This window comes from Cohnella sp. GCM10020058 (genome assembly GCF_042683485.1).
GTDB lineage: Bacteria > Bacillota > Bacilli > Paenibacillales > Paenibacillaceae > Cohnella.
On record NZ_JBHUJV010000009.1, the window covers coordinates 229,804 to 251,347 of the forward strand.

15 protein-coding genes are annotated in these 21,544 nt (G+C 59.2%); 7 read left to right on the top strand and 8 right to left on the bottom strand.

What is annotated here, in order from left to right; translation table 11 throughout:
* Positions 1-309: 309 nt before the first annotated feature.
* The 8 genes from ACFSR7_RS16600 to ACFSR7_RS16635 all read right to left on the bottom strand — a co-directional run bounded on the left by ACFSR7_RS16600 (position 310) and on the right by ACFSR7_RS16635 (position 12,228).
* Positions 310-1,260 carry an EamA family transporter gene (locus ACFSR7_RS16600; protein WP_378163405.1) on the bottom strand — a complete coding sequence of 317 codons (951 nt, stop codon included), beginning with the start codon at positions 1,258-1,260 and terminating at the stop codon, positions 310-312.
* A 251-nt stretch (positions 1,261-1,511) separates the two neighbouring features.
* Entirely contained in the window at positions 1,512-2,084 is a 573-nt protein-coding gene (locus ACFSR7_RS16605; protein WP_378163407.1) for a hypothetical protein, read from the bottom strand.
* A 37-nt stretch (positions 2,085-2,121) separates the two neighbouring features.
* The gene (locus tag ACFSR7_RS16610; protein ID WP_378163409.1) at positions 2,122-5,094 is read right to left on the bottom strand and encodes a glycosyl hydrolase; all 2,973 of its coding nucleotides are present in this window, start codon (positions 5,092-5,094) and stop codon (positions 2,122-2,124) included.
* A gap of 82 nt (positions 5,095-5,176) precedes the next feature.
* Positions 5,177-6,727, bottom strand: a complete 1,551-nt coding sequence (locus ACFSR7_RS16615) for a response regulator (protein ID WP_378163411.1) — start codon at positions 6,725-6,727, stop codon at positions 5,177-5,179.
* On the bottom strand, positions 6,720-8,483 hold the full coding sequence (locus ACFSR7_RS16620; protein ID WP_378163412.1) for a cache domain-containing sensor histidine kinase: 1,764 nt from the start codon (positions 8,481-8,483) through the stop codon (positions 6,720-6,722). The genes ACFSR7_RS16615 and ACFSR7_RS16620 overlap by 8 nt, the downstream gene beginning before the upstream one ends.
* A gap of 155 nt (positions 8,484-8,638) precedes the next feature.
* Positions 8,639-10,327: a type 2 periplasmic-binding domain-containing protein gene (locus ACFSR7_RS16625; RefSeq protein ID WP_378163414.1), complete on the bottom strand. Its 1,689-nt coding sequence runs from the start codon at positions 10,325-10,327 to the stop codon at positions 8,639-8,641.
* A gap of 41 nt (positions 10,328-10,368) precedes the next feature.
* Positions 10,369-11,250, bottom strand: coding sequence for a carbohydrate ABC transporter permease (locus ACFSR7_RS16630; protein WP_378163416.1), 882 nt, complete (start codon positions 11,248-11,250; stop codon positions 10,369-10,371).
* Positions 11,251-11,262: 12 nt separating this feature from the next.
* Positions 11,263-12,228: an ABC transporter permease gene (locus ACFSR7_RS16635; RefSeq protein WP_378163418.1), complete on the bottom strand. Its 966-nt coding sequence runs from the start codon at positions 12,226-12,228 to the stop codon at positions 11,263-11,265.
* A gap of 210 nt (positions 12,229-12,438) precedes the next feature.
* Here ACFSR7_RS16635 and ACFSR7_RS16640 point away from each other — a divergent pair, with 210 nt between their 5' ends.
* From ACFSR7_RS16640 to ACFSR7_RS16670, 7 genes are all read left to right on the top strand, one after another.
* Entirely contained in the window at positions 12,439-13,191 is a 753-nt protein-coding gene (locus ACFSR7_RS16640; RefSeq protein WP_378163420.1) for a hypothetical protein, read from the top strand.
* 129 nt (positions 13,192-13,320) lie between these two features.
* Positions 13,321-14,124, top strand: a complete 804-nt coding sequence (locus tag ACFSR7_RS16645; RefSeq protein ID WP_378164614.1) for a copper amine oxidase N-terminal domain-containing protein — start codon at positions 13,321-13,323, stop codon at positions 14,122-14,124.
* 237 nt (positions 14,125-14,361) lie between these two features.
* Positions 14,362-16,449 (top strand): serine hydrolase domain-containing protein, encoded by a 2,088-nt coding sequence (locus ACFSR7_RS16650; protein WP_378163422.1) that lies wholly within the window; start codon positions 14,362-14,364, stop codon positions 16,447-16,449.
* Positions 16,450-16,969: 520 nt separating this feature from the next.
* Positions 16,970-17,653, top strand: coding sequence for a response regulator transcription factor (locus ACFSR7_RS16655; RefSeq protein ID WP_378163424.1), 684 nt, complete (start codon positions 16,970-16,972; stop codon positions 17,651-17,653).
* 14 nt (positions 17,654-17,667) lie between these two features.
* Positions 17,668-18,705, top strand: coding sequence for a sensor histidine kinase (locus ACFSR7_RS16660; protein ID WP_378163426.1), 1,038 nt, complete (start codon positions 17,668-17,670; stop codon positions 18,703-18,705).
* Between the two features lie 102 nt (positions 18,706-18,807).
* Positions 18,808-19,593, top strand: coding sequence for an ABC transporter ATP-binding protein (locus ACFSR7_RS16665; RefSeq protein WP_378163428.1), 786 nt, complete (start codon positions 18,808-18,810; stop codon positions 19,591-19,593).
* Entirely contained in the window at positions 19,580-21,496 is a 1,917-nt protein-coding gene (locus tag ACFSR7_RS16670) for an FtsX-like permease family protein (RefSeq protein ID WP_378163430.1), read from the top strand. The genes ACFSR7_RS16665 and ACFSR7_RS16670 overlap by 14 nt, the downstream gene beginning before the upstream one ends.
* The last annotated feature ends 48 nt before the right edge of the window (positions 21,497-21,544 follow it).

Here is a 21,544-nt window from a genome sequence, read left to right on the forward strand (position 1 = left end):
AAGTCTCGGGAGAGGCGGACTTCAGGCTTAAATACGCCTGATGGGCCTTTCCCCAGCCGCACATGCCGTCCATCACGTCGGGAATCAGGCGGCGCAGCGCTTGATCCCTTCTTTGGACAGAATCAACAACAGAAGCGGCTTTCACTTGCCGTTAATCGTATCCAGCGCGGTCAGCACGCCCTGGATGCGAGGCGCGTACGCATCTTCCACCCGAATCTCCTCCTGCGCTGCCGAACGCGCCGTGCTAACCGCGCAATCTCGCTTGCACGAGCTTGCTGCTCACGCAGCAGGCATTTTACTAGTCATCATTTACCAGGAAAAAATCCGCCTCGCCCGAGATAACCGATACAGCTCGGGCAGCGCGACGCCGATAAGCACGACGATCACGCCAATCCACTGCCATCCGCTCACATGCTCGCGAAGCACGGTAGCGGACATCAGCACCGCCACCGGCAGCTCGACCGCTCCCATAATTCCTGCCATCCCGCCGCCGATATGCGGTACGCCGTAGACAAACAGGACGGGCGGAATGAACGCGCCGAAGAAACCAAGCAGCAAGCCGATGACAAGGAGCGGGCTCCAGAGCAATCCGTTGAAAAGGAACGTCGGCGGGAACAAGATGCACAGCAGAACGAAGCCGCCGGTTACCATCCAGGCACTCCGGTACACGGGATGTGCCTCCGGCACGACCTTGCCGCTGAACAGCACGAACAGCGAATAGCTGACCGCCGACATCAGGCCCAATGCGATGCCCCAGACATTGATTTTGCTAAGCCCCTGTTCCAGAAACCCCGCCGCGATCAACGTGCCGCCAAACAGGACCAACAGCGTGAAGAGCGTTACTTTATTGGGGCGCTGGCGTCGCATCAAAGCCTGAATCAGCACGCTTATCCAGGTGAACTGGAACAAGAGGATAATCGCGAGCGATGCCGGAATATAGCGCAGCGATTGATAGTACACGAGGCCGGTGATGACCGTCGGCGTGCCGGCAATCATCAGAATCAGACGCTGCTTCCACTTCAGTCGCTGGGACCCCGAAGGGAGACGAGCTGCGTCTTGCTCTTGTCCCGCTGAGCGCGTCTTGCGGATCTGTCTGAACTTGGTATAGATCACGAGCAACCAGGATAAAATAACGCCGATTAAAAGCTGGCTTCCGACCACCTCGCCCAGCTGATAGCCCCGCCCGTAAGCCAATACCACGATCGTCGACAATATGCCGTAGCTCATCGCTCCTGCGAGAACGGCCACATAATATTTCATTTCTTCGATAACTCCTTATCTGCAAAATATATTTGTTGAAGCCGATCCGGACGCAAAAAATCCTAACTCCGTCACCTGACACAAGCGTTAAGCTTGTCTCGAGGTTCGTAGTTAGGAAGTTAAGGCCCCTGTAGAAACCCTCGCCCTGTGTGCTGCATGCGTCTGCGAGGTTATACGAATGGAGTCTAGTATAAAGCGTTAAGCGGTTTGTGGCAACTTATCAATTATTTTTTCTCCAATTTGTGAAATGTCTACAAGTCTTGCATCATACCGATCAATGCCATGAGCAGCTCGTACAATTCCCAAAAGCAGACCAGGTTTGGCTCGAGAATCTGCGCCTGATTCGTGCGGATCAGTCCATGCGGCGTGGGCTGCTTCCAGTAGTCGGACCTTTTCAGGAAGCTCACCGTGATATTCAACACCGACAGAACGGTAGTTTTCTCCATCCGATCTTCTTCCGCAGCTTGTTTAATCCCATTTTTAATTTCTTTCTTTATAGCGGCGTACTTCTTATTAAACTCGCGCGTGCCTGCCTCATGTTGCAATAGGTCCACGACTTGGCGGTCTAATCCGACTTCTAGCGGACTTGTTGGAGATGCCAGCACGCTTTTGAGGGCATCGTAAGTTTGTTGAAACTCTGCAAAGTACAAATCGCCGCCGACTGAATAATTGGACTCTACGACGAACTGGAAGCAAGTGTACACGATCTCCTGAACGACTTCTTTGCCGATTGTTTCATTTTCGTCTTCGTTTTCTTGCACCCAAACAAGCGATAAGAAAAACGGCCGTAAAACTTCAGGCTGCTTCTGCTTTTTTCTGATCATCTCTAAGACTTCGGCGTTTAGACTTTGAAGCCCGTCATCATTCATTCGAATTTTGCCGCACGATCATCAGCTTGGCGGGGCCGATCAGCCCCGCAGGCGTCGGGGTCCGCCGGCCGAACGCTTCGTCCCGGAAGAAACCGCCGAGCGTGTTGGTGATCTCCGCGGTAATGCGGACGCCGGACGCCAGCCATTCCAGCGGGAACGTCCAGCGGTACGGCGGGCAGATGGCCGGAGCCAGCTTGTGCCCATTCACGGTGACGGCCGCGAGTTCCCCGACCTCGCCGAGGTCGAGCAGACCGTACAGCTCTGCGCCTCCCGCCGCGTCTTCCCCATGCGCTTCGTCGAGCTGCCCGAGCGCCGCCCCGATCGGTCCGACCTCGATCTCATAGACGAGGGTGCCTGAGAAGGCAGCAAGCTCAGCGTATGCGTGCCAATCGCCTGCGCCGAAGGCTGACAGCTCGGCGGGGATCGATAGGCTGCCGGATCGGGACAGGTCGGCCGGCAGCGCAGCGCCTTCGAGCGGCGTGCGACATGCGGCGACGCGCCAGTCGTTCAGCGCAAGCGCCGCGATCGTATGCGTCGCCGCGCCGATCATTCGTCCCGCGCTTGCCTGCGGCTCGTCGTGACTCGCTCCGGCTGCGGGCGCCGACGCCTCCGCAGGCCGCAGCACGACGAACACGGCTTCGTACGGCGCAAGCCGGAGCGGGACGGCCACGCCGCCGACATCGCCGTCAGCGTTACCGTCCCCGTCCGGGCCGCCGCCTTGCGAACTTCCTGCGCCCGGCTCGATTCGGCCGTCCATCGGATGCCAGAGCTCGGGCACGCCCGCGCCGGGCAGCGCGACCTCGCCGTCGAAGACCGCTTCCACGCTCTCGTTGCGTAGGAAGAAGATATCGAGCTTCCCGCGCCGATAGTGGCAGTAGCGCAAATCCGCAAACGGCGCCCCGATGCCGATGCCCGGCGGGACCGTCTCGCGCAGCGCGGCGCCAAGCGTCTCGGCGGAAACGGCGCGGATGCCGCCCGCCGCAATCGTTGCCGCAGCTGCCAGCTCCGACCGGAGCGCCGCATGCTGTCCTTCGCATTCGAACGCCGGTATCCCGCCTACGGCCAGTATGTGTCCGCCCGTCTCCGCGAAGGCGCGCAGCCGCGCCGCTGCGGCTAGCGGGAGTGTCTCGACGCCGGGCAGCACGATCGCCCGGAAGCGCTCGCGGCCGATCAGCAGCTCGCCGTCGCCGATCCGGCAGCGCGTCTCGTCCGCCAGCAGATCGCAGGACAAGATATCGAAGTCGTACTGGTCCTCGGACAGCAGGCGGCATACCTCGTCCAGCCGGTCGTTATCCCCGCACCAGTGAGATTCCGCCGGATACAGCACGGCCACGGGGGCGACATGATCGCCTTCCTTCAGCATCAGGCACGAACGGTTCGCATAATCCGCCCACTGCCGGAAGAACGGCCACTGCGGATTGCGTCCGCCCGCATAGAAGTGCGGCGGACAGTCCGGATCGGGGAACAGCGGCGAAAAGGCGTGCGGAACATACCAGTTCGTGCCCCGTGCCGTCATCCAGTCGGTCAGCCACTTCATCTCTCGCAGTCCGAGGTCCCAGCCGTACGCGCCGAAGTTTTCGCACATGACCAGGTTCGTGCCGACCTCCAGATGGGCGGCGGACTGCGCCAGCTTCGGCAGCGTGAAATGAAAGAAAGCCGGATACGGCGCGTCGCGGTAGTGGTGCCACTGCGGATACGACTCCTCGTACGGCGTCCGCTTCTGCTCCGAGTCGAGCTGGCGCAGCACGAAGTCGTACCCGCCCATATCGAAGTGCCTGGTCGAGCGAAAGAAATGGCCGACGCCGTAGCCGTGGTGCATATGTGCGTGATTGTCTTCGACGACATGCCCGATGAAGGAGACGCCGTGACGATGGCACCAAGCCTGGAGGCGGCCGAAAAAGTTCGCCGAGAACAGGCGCGTCATGACATCCATAAAGTCGTAACGCACCGGAGGGACGATGTCTTGGGCAGCAATCCGGTCGTTCGTGGAAGGTCGGGCATTTCCGGCATCCGGGGAGACGCCGCCGGTCTCCGCCTCGTGCCAGAGCAGATCGGCCCAATCGAGCAGCTCGTAGCCCTTGGCACCGGAAAACTGTTCAGCCAGATCGGCCGTCCAGGGGAAGCATGGCGTATCCTCGCCGAACAGCGCATCGTAGGCGCCGAAGTTTTCAAAGCTCGTCTCGTCGCCGAAAAAGCCCTTGATCGTCGTGCCCCAGTACGGGGCGAATCGGCGCCGGGTCTCCTCGTAAGTCAGCTCGATAAAGCGGTCCGTCACCTCGGGATCGATATAGTCGACCATCTTGTCGAACATCCGCCCGCTCCAGGATGGCGTCAGGCCGATGGCATGCACCGTCCACAATTCCCCATCCCCGTTCCCATCTCCGTTTCCGTCTCCGCCCCAGTCTCCGATCCCGCCGCCGATCCCGTCGCCGTTCCAGTCCCGTCGGACTTCGTCTCTCCAGAACGCGAATTCCTGCTCCGTGCGGAAGACGGCCCGCTTGCCGCTCCCCGTCGCCGGATCAGACGTGCAAATGATGCGCAGCAACGTCTCGATGCGACGCTCGCCGTCGTCCGGAGGCGGTTCGTACGCCGATGCGCTGTCCCACTGGGAGGTTCGCTTAATCAGCACGCGCATCCGGTACTGCGGATGCCCCTCCAGCACCCGGCCCCCAGCAATGCCGGACGGATAATATTCCTCGTCGAAAATCCAGACGTCCATGCCGCGCGCCGCGGCCTCCTCCAGACAGTAACCGACATCGCGCCACCAGCGTTCCCCGAGGTAATCGCTATGCGGCCGGGACTCGATGATGAAGCCCCCCGAGCCGCCTTCGTCCATCGCCGCGATCTCTGCGCGGATGACGGCCTCGGTCTCCCGTTCGTCGCCGTGCAGCCACAGCAGCGGATACAGGCTGCGCGGCGGATTGGCGGACTGGAACGCAGCCCGCAGCTTGTCGTATTCGCCCATGATATCGTCACGCTCCAAATCGTATTCTTTTGGTCCCAGCTATCGTTTGCTCTCGATCCCATCGGTCTCTGCGCTTGCCGTTCTATCTTCGGCAGCGCGCCTCGCGCATCCGTGCCCGGTACTCCTGCGGGCTGGTCTCGTACTTGTCGGCGAACAGCCTGGAGAAGTAACGCGAGTTGGGAATGCCGGTGCCGGCGGCGATCTCGTATATTTTCAGGTCCGTGCGCAGCAGCAGCTCGCGGGCGCGCTCCAGCCGGTAACCCTGCAGATAGTCGGAAAAGCTCTGCCCCGTCTCTTGCCGGAATAGCGCGCCGAACCAGCTCGGGCTCAGGCTGACATGCCTGGCCGCCGCCTGCAGATCGAGGTCCTCGCCATATTCCGTCTCGATGAGGCGCAGCGCCTCGCGAATCTCGGACCGGATGGCGGGAGCCGGAGACGGCGTCTCCCGCAGCAGCTCCGCCGCCTCCTCTACCGCCGCCCGCAGCTCCGTCATATGGCCTACGGCCGCGAGCCGCTGCTGGAGCCGCTGCCGCAGCGGCGCCTCCGTCCCGTCGCGCAGCCTGACCGTGCCCTCGTGCAGGCAGCCGGCCAGCGCCGCGCCCATCAGGCGAAGCCGGGCGGGCGCCGGCCTGTGGGCGGCGGCTTCATCCGCCCAATGCAGCAGCGCCTCCGCCGCCGCGGCATAATCGTGGCGCTCCATTGCGGTCCGGCAATCCCGCAGCAGCGCGTCGAGCCGCTCCGGCGGGTATTCGCCCGGCGCCGTCTCGTCCCGCGTCGTGACCGGCTCGCCTGCCGGCGCGTAAAAGGCGGCGTCCAGCAGCCGTCTGCATTCCGCCAGCGCGCGCGGCAGCAGCAGCAGGTCCGCGCGCTGGTCGGACAGCGCCTGCACGGTCGGTACACCCAGCATCCGGCAGGCTTCGCCGCCGCGGCGCAGCGCATTCATCGTCCAGGCGAGGAAGTCCGCGCCCTCGCTCCGCTCCCGCGAGACGGCAAGCATCGCCCACAAGCCGGGCTCTACGGGCAGGACGAGCGATGCGTAAGGCCCGCCGCTCTCGTCCTCGAATGCCGGCTCCGCCGGCAGGAGCGTCCTCGCGCGCTCCGGCGCGAAGCGGATCAGCGCCAGGCGATGCTGGCGCGCCGGAAAGGACAGGGCGACCAGCTGTTCGAGCGAGGCTCGCGCCTCGTCCCCGGAGAGCAGCAGCTCCAGCAGCAGCTGCCGTATCGCCTTGTGCCGGTGGCGGCGCTCCCGCCGGATATCGTCGGCGGCCTTGGACAGGCAGGCGACGAATTCCTCCTCGGACAGCAGCAGCTTGGTGATATAATCGTGCGCGCCGAGGCGGAGCGCCGCCTGGATCTTGTCGAATTCCTCGTAGCACGTGAGCAGAATGAACTTCGGAGCCGGCGCGAGTCCCCGTACCCGCTCCAGCAGCCGGAGGCCATCCAGCACGGGCATGCCGATATCCGCGACCACGATATCCGGGGCGGACGCCCGAATCATCCGCCAGGCCTGCTCGCCGTTCTCGGCCTCGCCCGCGATGACGAAGCCCCGTTCCTCCAGCGCGAACGAGCGGATCCGCCTGCGGGCCATCGGCTCGTCGTCCACGACGAGCACCTTCATCGCCGGTTTATCCATCCGCCGTGCCCTCCTTAAGCGCCGGACGGGCATTCGTTCCCGCCGGCAGCCTGATCGTCATCACCGTGCCTTCGCCTTCCACGCTGTCAATGGCGATCCCGTATTCGGGACCGTAGAACAGCCGGATGCGCCGATGCACGTTGCGCACGCCGATGCCGAAGTCCTCGGTGCCGCCGTCCTCGCTCTCCAGCGCGACGAGCAGCGCGTCAAGCCGCTCGCTCGTCATCCCCACGCCATTGTCCGCCACAGTCAGCAGCAGCATGCCACCCTCCCGCCCGGCCGTCACGCGCAGGCTGCCGCGGCGTCCTTCCAATGCGTGCAGGCCGTGGAAAACAGCGTTTTCGACGATGGGCTGGAGCACGAGCTTGAGCACCCGGAGGCGGGCGAGGTCTTCCTCGGCCGGAGCGACGCGGCACTCGAAGCGATGCTCGTAACGTACCGATTGAATGTACAGATAGTCCTTCGTATATTGCAGCTCGTCCGCCAGCGTCCGTACCTCGTTGCCGTCCAGACTGTACTTCAGCAGCCGGCACAGCACATGGATCATGGCGTGCAGCTCGGTCTTCGGGCTGAAGTCGACCATCATATCGATCGTATTGAGCGTATTGTAGAGGAAGTGAGGATTAATCTGCGACAGCAGCGCCTGCAGTTCGGATTGCCGCTTGGCGGCCTCCGTGCGCCGCAGGTCGGAGATCAGCTCCCTGACCGTGTCCGTCATCCGGTTAAACTGGTTCGCCAGCTCGCCGAACTCGTCGCGGCGCACGACCGCCAGCTTCGTATCCAGCTTGCCTTTGGCTACCGTGCGCATGCCTTTGGTCAGCAGCAGGATCGGCCGCGTGAACCACCAGGACACCGCGATATGAATGCAGAGGAAGCCCGCTAATCCGAACAGCAGGATCGCCCAGGCGATCTGGCTAAGCGGCTCGAACCGTGACTCCAGTTTTTCGACGTCGCCCACGACGACGACCTTCCAGCCCAGATTGGCTTCCATGCCTGCGACAGAATGGTAGATGCCCCGGCTGTCCAGATAGGCCAGTGCGGAAGAGAGCGTTTGCACCTTTTCCTCCGAAAAAAGCACCGGCGGGGAGGCGAGATCGGTCGCGCCGAGGTAATCGATCAGCGCGTCCTCGCGGTCGTACAGCAGCGTCTGCGTCTCGTAGCTGCCGGCGAACGCCGCGCTGCGCTCCAGGAACGCGGACAGGTCAACAAGAAAAGCCAGATAGCCGATCAGTTGCCCGCCGTCGTCGTATACGGACTTCGTGACGATGCTGGTCGGCCCGAACGTGCCGGAACGCCCGATGTCGGAGCGGATCGTATTCGACCATTCGAACACGCCCCGGCTGCGCGACGCCTGCTCGTGGATCAGCGCCTCTTCTTTGTCGGAGAAGTTGCCCCAGAAAGCGGAGGGATAGCCGGTGATCGCGCCGTCCGCGCCGATATAAACGACGCCACGAACGAAGTCGGCGCGCACCTTGGCGACCGTATGCATCGCCTCGTACAGCCGGTCCCCCGCGCCGCCCTCCTGCTTGACGATTTCCTCCGTCTCCAGCATGTTGTACGTAATCTCGTTATTGTAAATCCCGATCAGATGCACGACCTGGCCGGCCATGCCCGCCAGCGCCTCGTTCTGCGTATCCCGCAGGAAGTGCAGGGCGTTGGCCTTGGCGATCTGCGTGACGATGATGACGAACAGCGTGCTGGGAATGACCAGCAGCAGGATGAGCTTGTAGCGGGAGCCGATTCTGTACCAGTCCAAGACGGTCGTGCTCCTCCCTCTGCGGCTCATGAAATACACCGATTATACGCACGATCGTCCGTCCCGTACAAGCCCCCGCAGAGCCATACGCCACCGCGCCAAGGTCCGCGAACCGCCCAAACCGGAGTCCGTCGACACCGGTTCGGCCTGGATCGTTACTGCTTCTCCACCTTAAGCTGCTCGGCCGCGCTGTCGATCAGTTTCTGGCCGCCGGCTTTTTTCCAGTCCGCCACGTATTTGTCCCAGTCGTCGAACGACTTTTTGCCGAGCACGAACGAGATCTCGTTTTTGTTCTGGAAATCGTTCAGCTTCGTGACCGTAGGTCCGTCGAGCGTCAGGTACATATCGTAGTTTTTGTAACGCGGCATGGCGACGATCTGCTGATTGTACTTGCTGCCGGTGACGCCTACGGGCTCGTCGTCGTACACCTGCCAGATCAGCGTGTAGCCGAAGAACTGCCAGTCTGCGAGCGATTGATATTCCGGCTTCGCTTTCTGGATGTGGGTGTCCTTGATGAAAAATACGTTCGTGCCGTCTTCGTTCATCTGTACGCGGGATTCGCCTTGGAAAATCTCCGGTCCGCCGCCCTGCGATACGGCCCAGTAGTTGACGTTCGGATAGATCATCGAATCGATCAGATGCGCGATCCGCTTCATCTTGCCCGGGTCGCTCGCCACCTTTTTCGACACGATGAAGAGACCGCCGGGATTGCCGCCCGGACCGTACATGCCGCCCTTGCCGTCGCTGGATTTGAGCGGCTGGACCGGCTCCCAGATCTTGACCGCCTCAGGATCTTTCTTTTTGGCGTTGTACTGCTCGTCGACGATGTTCCAGCCCGGATACCAGACCATGCCGATCTGATCGTTGAGACTGTAAGCCTTGAACGGCTCCCAGCCGATCGTGTACCAGTCGGGGGCGAGCAGCTTCTCGTCGTACAGCTTCTTGACGAATTGAAGGAACCGCTTCGTCGTGCCGTCGAGCATCGGATGGTTGATCCTGCCGTCCTCTACGTTCCAGCTCGGATGCCCGTACATCGTCTTCAGCGCGTCCATCATCGACCAGCCGTTGCCGCCGCCGGCCGTGGCCATCAGCCAGGTGTCCGCTTTGTTGTTGCCGTCCGGGTCCTTCTCGACGACCGCTTTGGCGTAAGCATACAGCTCGTCTTCGTTGGTCGGTGCGCTCATGCCGAGCTTCTGCAGCCAGTCCTGGCGGATGAAGTAGCTCCAGTTGTCCGGGAATACCGGATAGCGGGGGATACCGATCATATTGCCGTCGACGGTCGCCCAGTTCGCATAGTCCTTGGTCACATACTGCATCGTCTGCGGCATATACGGCAGCATCTCGCGGGCATCCAGCAGTTGGCCGCTGTTGTACAGCGATAGCGCTACGTCCTTGAACGGGAACATGACGAGATCGGGCTCGTCGCCGGAGGCATAGCGGACGGTAACGGCATTTTTCAGATCCTCGCTGTTCATGCTGGAGAACGTCAGGGATACGTTGAACTGCTTCTCCAGATAGGACTTGATCTTGTCCTCCGGCACCGGCTGGTTGAAGGCGCCCGACACCATTACGTCCAAGTCGTATTTCTTGCCCAGATCGTCGTAGGCGTAGCTGGCGCTGTCGACCGCCTTCGGCACGGCGGGGAATGCATCGGGGTAGTTCAGCTCCTTGATGGGCGCTCCCGTATCGCCGCCGGACGGCTTGGCGCTCGCGTCTCCGGTTGCGGCAGCGCCGCTGGACGGCGCTGCCTGCTTGGGCTCGTTGCCGTTGCCGGAGCAGGCGCTCAGCAGGGTACAAGCGGCGACGGCCGCGGCCATGGCGGCGTAATGCTTTCTTTTTTTCACAGGAATGCCCCCTCAATAATAGTAGGCGAATAGTAGGCGCCTCAGCCCTTCACGGAGCCCATGTACATGCCCTTGGCAAAATGCTTTTGCAAAAACGGATAGACGCACAGCACCGGGATAATGCCGACGACGACGGCCGCCATCTTCAGCGTCTCCGTGCTGATCGATTGCGACGTCTTCAGCATCGCGTTCATCGAGTCGCCGCTGACGGAGTCGATCGTGAGCATATTCTTGAGCACCATCTGCAGCGGGTACATCGACTTGTCGTTCAGGTACAGCAGCGCGTCGAACCAGCTGTTCCAGTGCGCGACCAGATTGAACAGGCCGATGGCCGCAAGTGCGGGCGCCGCGAGCGGCAGCACGATCCGCCACAGCATGCTCCAGTCGCCGGCGCCGTCGATCCGCGCGGATTCGGTCAGGCCGTCGGGCAGATTTTCGATAAAAATCTTGATGACCAGCAGTCCAAAGCTGTCCACCATGATCGGCAGGATCATCGACCAGAACGAATCGATCAGTCCCGTCTGCTTGACGACCAGATAGGTCGGGATCAGTCCGCCGTTGAACAGAATCGTGGCGAGCACGAAAAACAGGAAGATGCTGCGTCCGGGCAGCGTCCGCTGTGCCAGCACATAAGCGCCGATGGCGGTGAGCGTCAGCGTCAGCAGCGGGCCGACCGTGCTCCGCAGGACGGAGACGACGAACGAATGCCAGATGACGGAGGAGGACATGATCCGTTTGTAGGCCTCCAGCGTCGGGGCATGAGGGACGATGACGAAATAATCGCGGGCGATCATCTCCGACTTGGTCGTCAGCGACATGCCGATGACATACAGCAGGGGAAAGACGGCGGATGCCGCGACGAGCAGGACGATGAGATGAATGACAATCTGGTAGACGCGCTCGCCGGTTGAATTGCTTTTCATATGCAGCCTCCTCTACCAGATGCCGCGGCCGGTATACCGCTTCGCCAGCGTATTCCCGGCCAGGATGACGACCATGCCGATCAGCGACTGGAACAGGCCCACGGCCGTCCCCACGCTGAATTGCAGCCGGCTCAGTCCCTCGCGGTACACCCAGGTCTCGATGACGTCCGCCGTGTCGAGCACCGCTTTATTGTAGAACAGCAGGATCTGCTCGCCGCCCGCGAACAAAATATTGCCGAGACTGAGGCAGAGTACGAAGGTGACGACGGGCAGGATGCCGGGCAGCGTGACGGCGAAGATGCGTCGGATCGGTCCCGCGCCGTCGATCCTGGCCGCCTCGTACAGCTGGGCGTCGATCGTGCTGAGCGCCGCGAGATAGATGATCGTGCTCCAGCCGATCTCCTTCCACAGCGCGGAGCCGATCAGGATCGGCCGGAACCAGCCCTCGGACAGGAAAAACTCGACTCGGGGCAGGCCCATCGCTTCCAGCACATTGTTGACGAAGCCCGTGCCGGTGGAGAAAAACGCGAACACGATGCCGAAAATGATGACCCACGAAAAAAAGTGGGGGATGTAAACGGCGCTCTGCAGCCATTTTTTCAGCCTGCCGGACGACAGGTCGTGGAACATGATGGCCAGAATAATCGGCGGAAAAAAGCCGACGACGATGCGCAGCAGGCTGATCTCCACTGTATTGCGCAGCACGTTGACGATCTCGGGGTCTTCGAACATGACGCGAAAATTGTCCAGTCCGACCCAGGCGCTGTCGAATACGCCCATGCCGAGCTTCAGATCCTTGAAGGCAACGATCCAGGCAAGTCCGATCGGCCAGTAGCGGAACACGATGTAGTAGACGGCTACCGGTAAAAACATCAGGTACAGCATGCGATGCCGCACGATCCGCCGCCACAGCGTCACTTCGGCTGCGGGCGCTCCTGGGGCGGGCACGGATGGGGCGGCCGGAACGGGCTGAGCCATTGCTCTCCTCCTTTGCGGTACATGTTAGCGTTTACAATTTTAGATTTTAGCACGATGCTTCGGCGGCGATGTGCACGGCACGACTGAAAATGTGCACGGGCGGATCGGATTGGACGCAGATAGGAATGACCTGGTGGTATGATTGAAGAGGGTGAAGCCGCCATGCCATGCGCAATTCGAGAATGGCTCGCATAGAGGAGAGTGAATCCAATGGCCGAACGTATACCTTGTCAAAACGTCGGCTGCTCGGCCACGATCCTTCCCGCAACCGCGCTCAAGACAGGCGGGACCTGTATGCCATGCCATCAGAAGAAGCTTGCCAGGGAGAGGGAAGCTTATATTCTGCAAAATAGAAAAGACGTCGATCGGTACGATGGCGTTACGGATTCCGTCGAGATTCTTAAGATCATGCATGCGCCCCGGCCATACGACCCGCTTGTGCGGGAAATTCCATATCCTATAAGCGCGCAGGAGCTTTACCGTCAACTGACAGCGGCTGAACGGGAGCACATGGAGACGTACGCGATCTCGTTGATAGAGCAGGAGGATTTGGATCAAGCCGAGAAGATCCTGCTGTCGCTGGTATGCTTTACAGATGAACGCATCGAGCGAGGTTTGACGCAGGACGGCGGCTATTCTTGGAGTCCGCTCAATATCGTTCCCGAATATTTGCCGGATACGGATCCGGACGAGGAAATTTTATTATTTCCATTGCGGCTGTCGGATCGGCCGATGGGAATGTACGAAGGGGCTTACTGGACGCTCGAGGCACCCGCCTCTCAGATCGGCGGCCACCCGGCCTGGATTCAGGATGCGGAGTACCCCGCATGTCCCTGCTGCCAGGAGACGATGGCATTTATCGGACAGATCGATATGGAGCAGGAGGCGGACAGCGAGGGAATTTATTATGCCTTTCTGTGCGGGGCTTGTCTGATTGCGGCCGTAAATTATCAGCAGTCCTGAATAAGAAGGGCAATGGGAGTCAGCCTGATCGAGACAGTTCCTGGCTCCTTTTTGCTTGAACAAGCAACCTTTCTGCGGAGTGAAGTGTTTATAGATTATATAAAGGATTTCTAGGAGGGCTTGATGTTGATGAAAAGGATCTCATCTATACTGGCTGCTGCGATGCTGATCGTGCCGACCTTTGCGACATACAGCTACGCGGACAGCACGCCTGTTCAATTAGACAGCGGAAAACTTCAAAACAATCGGGTGCTGATTCCTTTGCGGGCTGTATCGGAAAATCTGGGTGCGGACGTACAATGGAATCAACAAACGAAACAAATTACCATCATCAGTGGCAGCACAAAGATTGTGCTCGCACTGGATTCTCCGAAGGTATCGGTGAACCAAACCCAAGTTACGCTTGACGTTCCCGCGCAGTTATTTTACGGGGGCATGACGTACGTTCCGCTGCGCTTTGTAAGCCAAACGCTGGGGGCGGAGGTTGGTTGGAATCAGCAAGCCAGGCAAGCGACGATTACGACGGCAGAACGACAGCTTGTCGTCAGTATGGACCAGAAAGTCGAAGTTCCGTCGTCCAGACGGGTCACGGATCAGCGAGTCCAAGTGTTGGTCGACAAATTAAACGAAGCGACCGACATTTCTGCGATGAAGCAAATCCGAACGTATTTCAGTCCTTATTTTACGGACCCATTCATTAATGCCCTTGTTCAAAATAAAGGGCTTGAGAACGACGTTGAATTTAAAACGATCTATCAATCAGGCGTTACCTATAAAGATGATCGTACGGCGACCCTGGTTCAGTCTTCCGGGATGAATTCGAATAACGAGACGCTTTACCGGTATGCTACGCTGGTTTACGCGGATAAGGATAAAAGCTGGAAGGTCAGTGCCGTTTCTTTCAAGCGGGTGACTGAAATTTTGAATCCATAGGATCTGTGCGCGGACACAGGATCCCTTATTTCCACCGAATGCTGCGTTTCCGATGTCTTCGCGGACAGGAGCGCCGCTATTTGCCTTCTAGGGCTTTCCAACATGACAAAACTGTAACTTTCCCTCGCCTGATTGTCATCCCAATCCAACGACGCTCCTCCAACGATCCTTTACACTAAGCCTGTATGAAGCACATTTGCTTCATGCAGGCTATTTAACATGGGGGAGAGGATTATATTGAACGAACATAGGAAAAAGACGCGTCGGACGAGTGGCTTTTTGGCCGCTTGTCTGGCAGTGAGCATCGTCGGGGGGATGGGCGTTTATGCGCGGACGCAGTCGGCATCGGCGGAGACGCTTGCGGGTTTCCATGTAGCTGCGGCAGACGGCGAGACCGTCCCGGACGCTTATACGAACGGACCGCGATCTGCCAAAGAAGTCGAGGCGTTTCTCGACGCGTTTTTTGCCCAGGCTGCGATCAGGCAAAAAGCCGGGGCTGTCGCGGTGTCCGTTGTCCGGGATGGGGAAGTGCTCGTCTCCAAAGGCTACGGCATCGCCGATCGGACGTCGAAATCGCCGGTGGACGCAAGCCGTACCGCCTTCCGCATCGCCTCCGTCTCCAAAGTATTTACGGCCGTCGCCGCCATGCAGCTTGTCGAACAGGGAAAAATTTCGCTCCAGGACAATATTGAAGCTTACCTGGACGGATACAAGATCGACAATCCGTTCGGAAAGCCCGTTACGATCGAGCAGCTGCTCACCCATACGACGGGCTTTGAGACGCGCGAGCCGTCCGATGCCAGCTATGTGACGGATCCCGGCCTCAAGCCGGTCTCGTTAAAAGAGAGCATTTTCGCCGTATTCCCGCCTGTCGTACGCGAACCCGGCACCTCGTACATGTACGATAACTTCGCGACAAGATTGCTCGGCTATATCGTCCAGCAAGCAAGCGGGGAGTCTTTCGGTAGCTATGTGCAGACGCATATTTTCAAGCCGCTCGGCATGACCTCCAGCAGCTTCGCCCTGACGAAGGAGCTGGCCGGCCGTCTGGCGACCGCTTACGATCCGGCGAACGAGGCGCTCCCGCTGTACGATTTGTCGCCGCGCGAGTGGCCGGAGGGCAGCATGATATCGACCGCTTCCGATATGAGCCGGTTTATGCAGGCTTTCCTGAATGACGGACGCGCCGCCGACGGCAAGACGATTCTCACGCCGGCATCGGTGAAGGCGATGTCCGCCTATCATGTGGCCATTCAGCCGGAAATGCCCGACATGACCTACGGCTTCGAGTCGCCGGTCCTGCCGGCCAAGGCCATCGGCGAGAACGTCATCTCCAAAGGCGGCGACATTCTGGGCTACAGCTCGCTGCTGTGGATGCTGCCCGACAGCCGGACAGGCGTCTTTGTCACATACAATGCCAATGACGATCTGCGAAACGATCTATTCGGCGCATTCATGGATCATTATTATGCGGGACGTCCGACGACATTCGGACAGGCAGGCTTTAAACCGCAGTCTAAGGCGACACTTGCCAAGTTCGAAGGCTTGTACGCCGATCTTCGAGTCAAGTTTCTCACCAAAGTCGAGGCAGTCGGCGACGGTGTCCTGGCGGTGAGCGACATGACGGGCGCTCATCGACTGGAGCAGGCAGGCGAGTCGTTGTTCGTGGACGAAGAGGGCAATCCCCTTGCCTTCAAGCAAGCTGCCGACGGCAGCATTACGGATCTAAAGTATTTGAACTTATTCAGCTATGCGGCCAAATTGCCGGAGGTTCGGCAAAGCTTCCCGGACGTCGCCGCAGACCATCCTTACGCTCGCTATATTTCTGCGCTGCAAGCGATCGGATTGCTGCGGGACGACCCGGACAAGCCGTTCGAGCCGCAGAAGCTCGTAACCCGCGGTGCCTTTATCCATGCGTTTAACGTCATTTGGGGCATTCAGCCGTCTTCCAACCCGTCCGCCTTCAAAGACTTGGACGGCACGGCTTACCGGGGAGACGTGCAGGCCGCCCTCGAGTCCGGCCTCGTGAACGGAACCGCCGACGGCTTGTTCGAGCCGAACCGGCCGATCCGGCGCGAAGAAGCGGCCGTGATCGCCTTCCGATTGCTGGCCGGCAACGGGATCCGAATGCCGGATGCGACGGTCGCGATGGCGCCGGGTACGTCGAAATGGGCGGTCGAGGCGGTCAGCTCCGTCGTCAGCTGGAAGCTGCATGGGCCGGAAGTATCCGAATCGGGCGGTCCGATCGATTACGGCTCGCAGCGGGCGCTGAACAAGCAGGAAATGGCGGCCCTCTTATACGCGATGCTGCTGCCTGCCGAGTAGATGGAATAGGAAAAGGGAAGCGCGCGAGCGTGGCTTCCTGTAAAGCACACTTTCGTAAAGCACAACTTTCGCGTGCCGGCGCTTTTCGATGTGTGGCGGGGTCGAAAGCCTGCATATGTACATGTATTTTCTGTCGACCGGCGACACTTGATAAAATGCCTGCAAATATGCAGGCAAATTCAAAACACAAGCCGGAAATGGCGCTGATGAAGGAAAATAAATGCGCTTTAGCAGCTATCTTGTTTAAAAGAGCCGGCAGCGGCGGAAAAAGATGTATATTTGCAGGCATTGCGGCGAAGGAGCAACCCGTGCGACGATCTCCAAGCCCATCGGACCGGCTTCCGGATGAGCCATCGACGGGCATTCCGCACTAATCAAGTTTCAGCTATAAGCCAATTTAAAAAGAGACGGTCAGGGCGATTATCGATTTTCCCTGACGGTTTCTTATTTTTCGTCCGCAACCCTGCTAGTATGGGGAAAGATAGAAGCGAACGGCAGCCGGGAAAGGAGCCTGTTCTGGATGAATTGGAGCATCTTTATCATTGAAGACGACGTCGCCGTTTTTCGGTCCTTGAAGGAGAGGCTGGAGCAGTGGTCGTTTCGCGTGACGGGACCGGAGCGTTTTGACGATGTGATGAGCGCGTTTGTTGCCGCTCAGCCTCAATTGGTCATGATCGATATTCAGCTTCCGATGTACGACGGCTTCCACTGGTGCCGCGAGATTCGCGCGATATCGAAGGTGCCGATTCTGTTCCTGTCCTCGCGGGATCATCCGATGGATATGGTGATGGCGATGAATATGGGGGCGGACGATTACGTTCAGAAGCCTTTTCATATGGACGTGCTGCTGGCCCAGATTCAGGCGATCCTCCGCAGGACGTACGCATACGGGGAAGAGGCGGCCGATCTGCTCGAGTGGAACGGCGCCATCCTCGATATGAACCGCGGCTTGATCCGCAAAGACGGCCAGGAAGTGATGCTGACCAAAAATGAATTTTACATTCTCGTCGTGCTCGTCAAGGCAAAGGACACGATTATCTCGCGCCACGACTTGATTCGCAAGCTGTGGGATGACGAGCGCTTTGTCAACGACAACACGCTGACCGCGAATATAACCCGGCTGCGCCAGAAGCTGACGGCGATCCGTCTCGAGGAAGCCATCGTCACGAAAAAGGGGCTTGGCTACATGGCAGCTTCGCTATAAAGGGGGGAAATGACTTGCTGCTCCGTTATGCGGCTGACAGAGTCAGCTGGATCGTATATTACCTGCTCTCCTTGCTGTTCGTAGATTTATTGGTATGGCTCGACAACGGCATGGCGATTCGGACGGAATCGCTGATTTATCTGAACGCGCTTCTCCTGCTGTCGATGATCGTCTTTGTTGCGTGGCGTTATCGCAAAGAAACGGCTTATGCGCGATCGCTGGCGAAGCTGGCCGACGACCTGGCGGAGGATTGGATGGACGCGCTGCCGCCTGCCCGCTTTCATCACGAAGCGGCAGCGCAGCGGCTGCTGCTGGAGGCGGGAAGGCTGCATCGGCAAAAGCTGTCGGACAGCCGTACGGCACGGATGGTGGATCAGGAGTATATCGCCGCCTGGGTACATGAAGTGAAGTCGCCGCTGACCGCGATGAAGCTAACGATCGACGCCAACCGAAGCCATCCGGTCATCCGCAAGATCGAATCGGAATGGCTGCGCATTCATCTGCTCATCGACCAGCAGCTTTATATTTCCCGCCTGCCGACGCTGGAGACGGACTATGTGCTTGAGAATGCAGGCATTCAGCAGCTTGTCGCCCTGGAAGTGCGCGAGCTGGCCTCCATGTGCCTGGAAAAAAACATCGCCGTCGAGTTCGATGGCGATGAAGTTTCCGTTACGACCGACCGCAAGTGGTGTCGATTCGTCGTTCGGCAATTGCTTACCAACGCGGTCAAGTACAGTCCGGAGGACGGGACGATCCTGGTCGCGGCAGCCGTCTCGCGGGAAGGTTACGGTCGCCTCACGATCAGAGACGAAGGTCCGGGCATCGCCGACCACGATTTGCCGCGCATTTTCGATAAAGGATTTACCGGCGACAACGGGAGGCTGCAAAACGCCGCGACCGGCCTTGGACTTTACCTGGCGCAGACAGTGGGGAGCAGAATCGGCATTCATCTGGTCGCGAGGTCGGCGCTGCATAAAGGAACGGAGATGGACATGATTTTTACCGCAAGAAATGCATTTGAAGGCGTTCAGATTTCAGGATTCCCAGAATGACAATAATGTCACTTTGATCTCCCGCTTGTCATCTGTTGCGAGCGACGGGTGCGATCTGATTCCCTACAATGAAGGAAAGATCAAAGCGGGAGGCTATAAATGATGAGTGCGAACGATAGTCAAAAAACCGTGCTGCATGCGCAGTATGTCCGAAAATCGTACGGTTATCGGGGCAATGTCCAGCAGGTGCTCAAGGGCATCGACCTGCGCGTGACGGAAGGGGAATTCGTCGGCATCATGGGACCTTCCGGGTCGGGCAAGTCTACGCTGATCAACGTGCTGGCGACGATCGATCAAGCGACGGAAGGGAAGATCGTCGTCGAGGATTCGGACATCTCGAAAATGAAAAACGCTGAATTGGCCAACTTCCGGCGGGACAGGCTCGGCTTTATCTTTCAGGACTACAACTTGCTGGACACGCTGACGGTCAAGGAAAACGCGATGCTGCCCGTCTCGCTTGGCAAGGCGAACCGGTCGGCGGCTGAAGCGGCCTTTCATGAGCTGGCTTCGCAGCTCGGCATTTTAGACATTGCGCACAAGTATCCGCATGAAATATCCGGTGGCCAGCGTCAACGAACATCCGCGGTGCGGGCCCTCATCCATCGACCGGCCATTGTCTTCGCGGACGAGCCGACAGGCGCGCTGGATTCGAAGGCTGCCTCTTCGCTGCTTGGCGTGATGGAGGAGCTGAACCGGCAGCGCCGCATTACGATCATGATGGTGACGCATGACCCGGTCGCCTCGAGCTACTGCAGCCGTGTCGTATTTTTGAAGGACGGCATGCTCTATTCCGAGCTGTATCGCGGCAGTAAAACGAGGCAAGCCTTTTTCAAGGACATCATGAACGTTCAGGCCGTGCTCGGAGGTGGCCACGTTGACGTTGTTTGAACTGGCCGTCCGCAGCATGCGCAAAAACATGAAGATGTATTACCTGTACTTCTTCGCGCTCATGATGAGCGCAACGCTCTATTTTGTATTTGCGGCCTTGCAGAACGACAAGTCGATCCTGGCCGCCACTTTCGGCGACGTTCAGTTCGCCTCGCTGTTTCAAGCGTCGGGGGTGCTGCTGCTTGCGATCGTCGCGATCTTCATGCTCTACGCCAACGGTATTTTTCTGAAAAGGCGAAGCAAGGAGCTCGGCCTTTATCAGCTTATCGGCCTGACGCGGAGCAAAGTGGCGCTGCTGCTCACGACCGAGTCTGCCGTGCTTGGATTGGGAGCGCTGTTAATCGGGATTGGCGCCGGCGCGCTCATGTCCCGGCTCTTCTTGCTTATATTGATGAAGCTGATCGGAGCTTCCGGCGTCATTTCGCTTACCTTCTCTGCCGCGGCGGCCATTCAGACCATCTATGTATTTGCAGCGCTGATCGCGCTAACGCTCGTTCAAATGCTCAACCATGTCTACCGTACGACGCTGCTCGACCTGTTCCGGGCGGACCGGCAGCATGACCGCCCGCGGCGGACGAGCCAGGCGCTGGCGGCCGCGATAGGGCTGCTCGGCATCGCGTCGATCGCGGCCGGCTACTGGCTGTCGGGCAAGCCGTCCGGAGATCAACTGCTGCTGCATATCGCGATCGTGCTCGCCTCAACCATTTTCGGCACTTATTTGCTGTTTCGCGTTACGATCGGCTGGCTGTTCGACCGGTTTAGACGGAGCAAAAACGGACAACTCGGATTAAAAAACAGCTTGTCGCTGGCGCCGATCATGCATCGGCTGAAGGCGAATGCGAACTCCCTGACCCTGATTACCGTCCTGTCCGCCATGACGCTGACGATGATCGCCATTGCGTATTCGCTGTACTATTCGGCCAATCGCGAATCCCGCGCCATGCTGCCCTACGATTTTATCTTCGAAAATAAGGAGCGGGTAGCAGCGTCGTTTCAGTCCGATCTGGAAAAGAAGGGGATTGCTTTCCGGCATGAGCCGATTGAAGCCGTGCGGCTGACAGGCGTCTTCGGCAGCGAGAAAGAGGAGGCGCGCGACAGTCTCTTGCTGCTTCCCGCCGAGCAGTTGCAAAAGACCGGCGTCGATGTTCTCGTTCCGCAACAAGGCGAAGCGGTATGGTATAAGGGGCAGCGGCAAGCGCTCGACAACGGGGAGGACGCTTCAGTCTTTCCACTGGAGGCCGAGATAGAGGAAGGCGATTTCCGGCTTGCGCTGCCAATTGCGAAAAGCGTGGATCGTTATGCCATGAACTTCAGCGTGAACGGTCGTCAGCTGGTCGTGCCGGCAGCAACCTTGCAGCGAATCCGCGATCAGTTGCCTGCGCATGCGGCGCATGCCGTCGTCAGGCTAGATTCCTATCGGATCGCGGCCAAAAGCGATCTCGCGGCGGCGTCCGATGTTTACGCCAAATACGTAAAGGACAGGGAAGCGAGCCCCGATTTCTACGCGTATGCGCGAGCTTCGTTCCAGAAATTCGGGCTCATCATTTTTACGGCGGGCTTCCTCGGTCTTGTCTTTTTGATCGCGACCGGCAGTATCTTGTACTTCAAGCAGATGACGGAGGCGGAGCAGGAGAAGAAAAGCTTTACGATACTGCGGCAGCTCGGCTTCGGAGAACGCGAGATCATGGGCGGCATTTTTCGCAAGCAGCTGTTCGTGTTCGCGATCCCGCTCGCCATCGGTCTTGTGCATGCCAGCTTCGCCGTCAAGACAGCCGCCGCATTGACACTGTCGGACATCAGCTTTCCCGCCGCCGTTGCCATGGCCGTCTACACGTTCGTCTATTTTCTGTTTGCCGTCCTAACCATCGGGTACTATCGACGAATTGTCGGGGCTGCGTTGTAGAGCGGAGTGCAAGCCTGTCAAAAACATGCCGATCGGCGATGATGCATC

Bases quoted from the DNA above. Each gene is read 5' to 3' on its own strand.
- ACFSR7_RS16600 (WP_378163405.1), bottom strand. From the start codon at position 1,260: ATGAAATATTATGTGGCCGTTCTCGCAGGAGCGATGAGCTACGGCATA.
- ACFSR7_RS16605 (WP_378163407.1), bottom strand. From the start codon at position 2,084: ATGATCAGAAAAAAGCAGAAGCAGCCTGAAGTTTTACGGCCGTTTTTC.
- ACFSR7_RS16610 (WP_378163409.1), bottom strand. From the start codon at position 5,094: ATGGGCGAATACGACAAGCTGCGGGCTGCGTTCCAGTCCGCCAATCCG.
- ACFSR7_RS16615 (WP_378163411.1), bottom strand. From the start codon at position 6,727: ATGGATAAACCGGCGATGAAGGTGCTCGTCGTGGACGACGAGCCGATG.
- ACFSR7_RS16630 (WP_378163416.1), bottom strand. From the start codon at position 11,250: ATGAAAAGCAATTCAACCGGCGAGCGCGTCTACCAGATTGTCATTCAT.
- ACFSR7_RS16635 (WP_378163418.1), bottom strand. From the start codon at position 12,228: ATGGCTCAGCCCGTTCCGGCCGCCCCATCCGTGCCCGCCCCAGGAGCG.
- ACFSR7_RS16640 (WP_378163420.1), top strand. From the start codon at position 12,439: ATGGCCGAACGTATACCTTGTCAAAACGTCGGCTGCTCGGCCACGATC.
- ACFSR7_RS16645 (WP_378164614.1), top strand. From the start codon at position 13,321: ATGAAAAGGATCTCATCTATACTGGCTGCTGCGATGCTGATCGTGCCG.
- ACFSR7_RS16655 (WP_378163424.1), top strand. From the start codon at position 16,970: ATGAATTGGAGCATCTTTATCATTGAAGACGACGTCGCCGTTTTTCGG.
- ACFSR7_RS16665 (WP_378163428.1), top strand. From the start codon at position 18,808: ATGAGTGCGAACGATAGTCAAAAAACCGTGCTGCATGCGCAGTATGTC.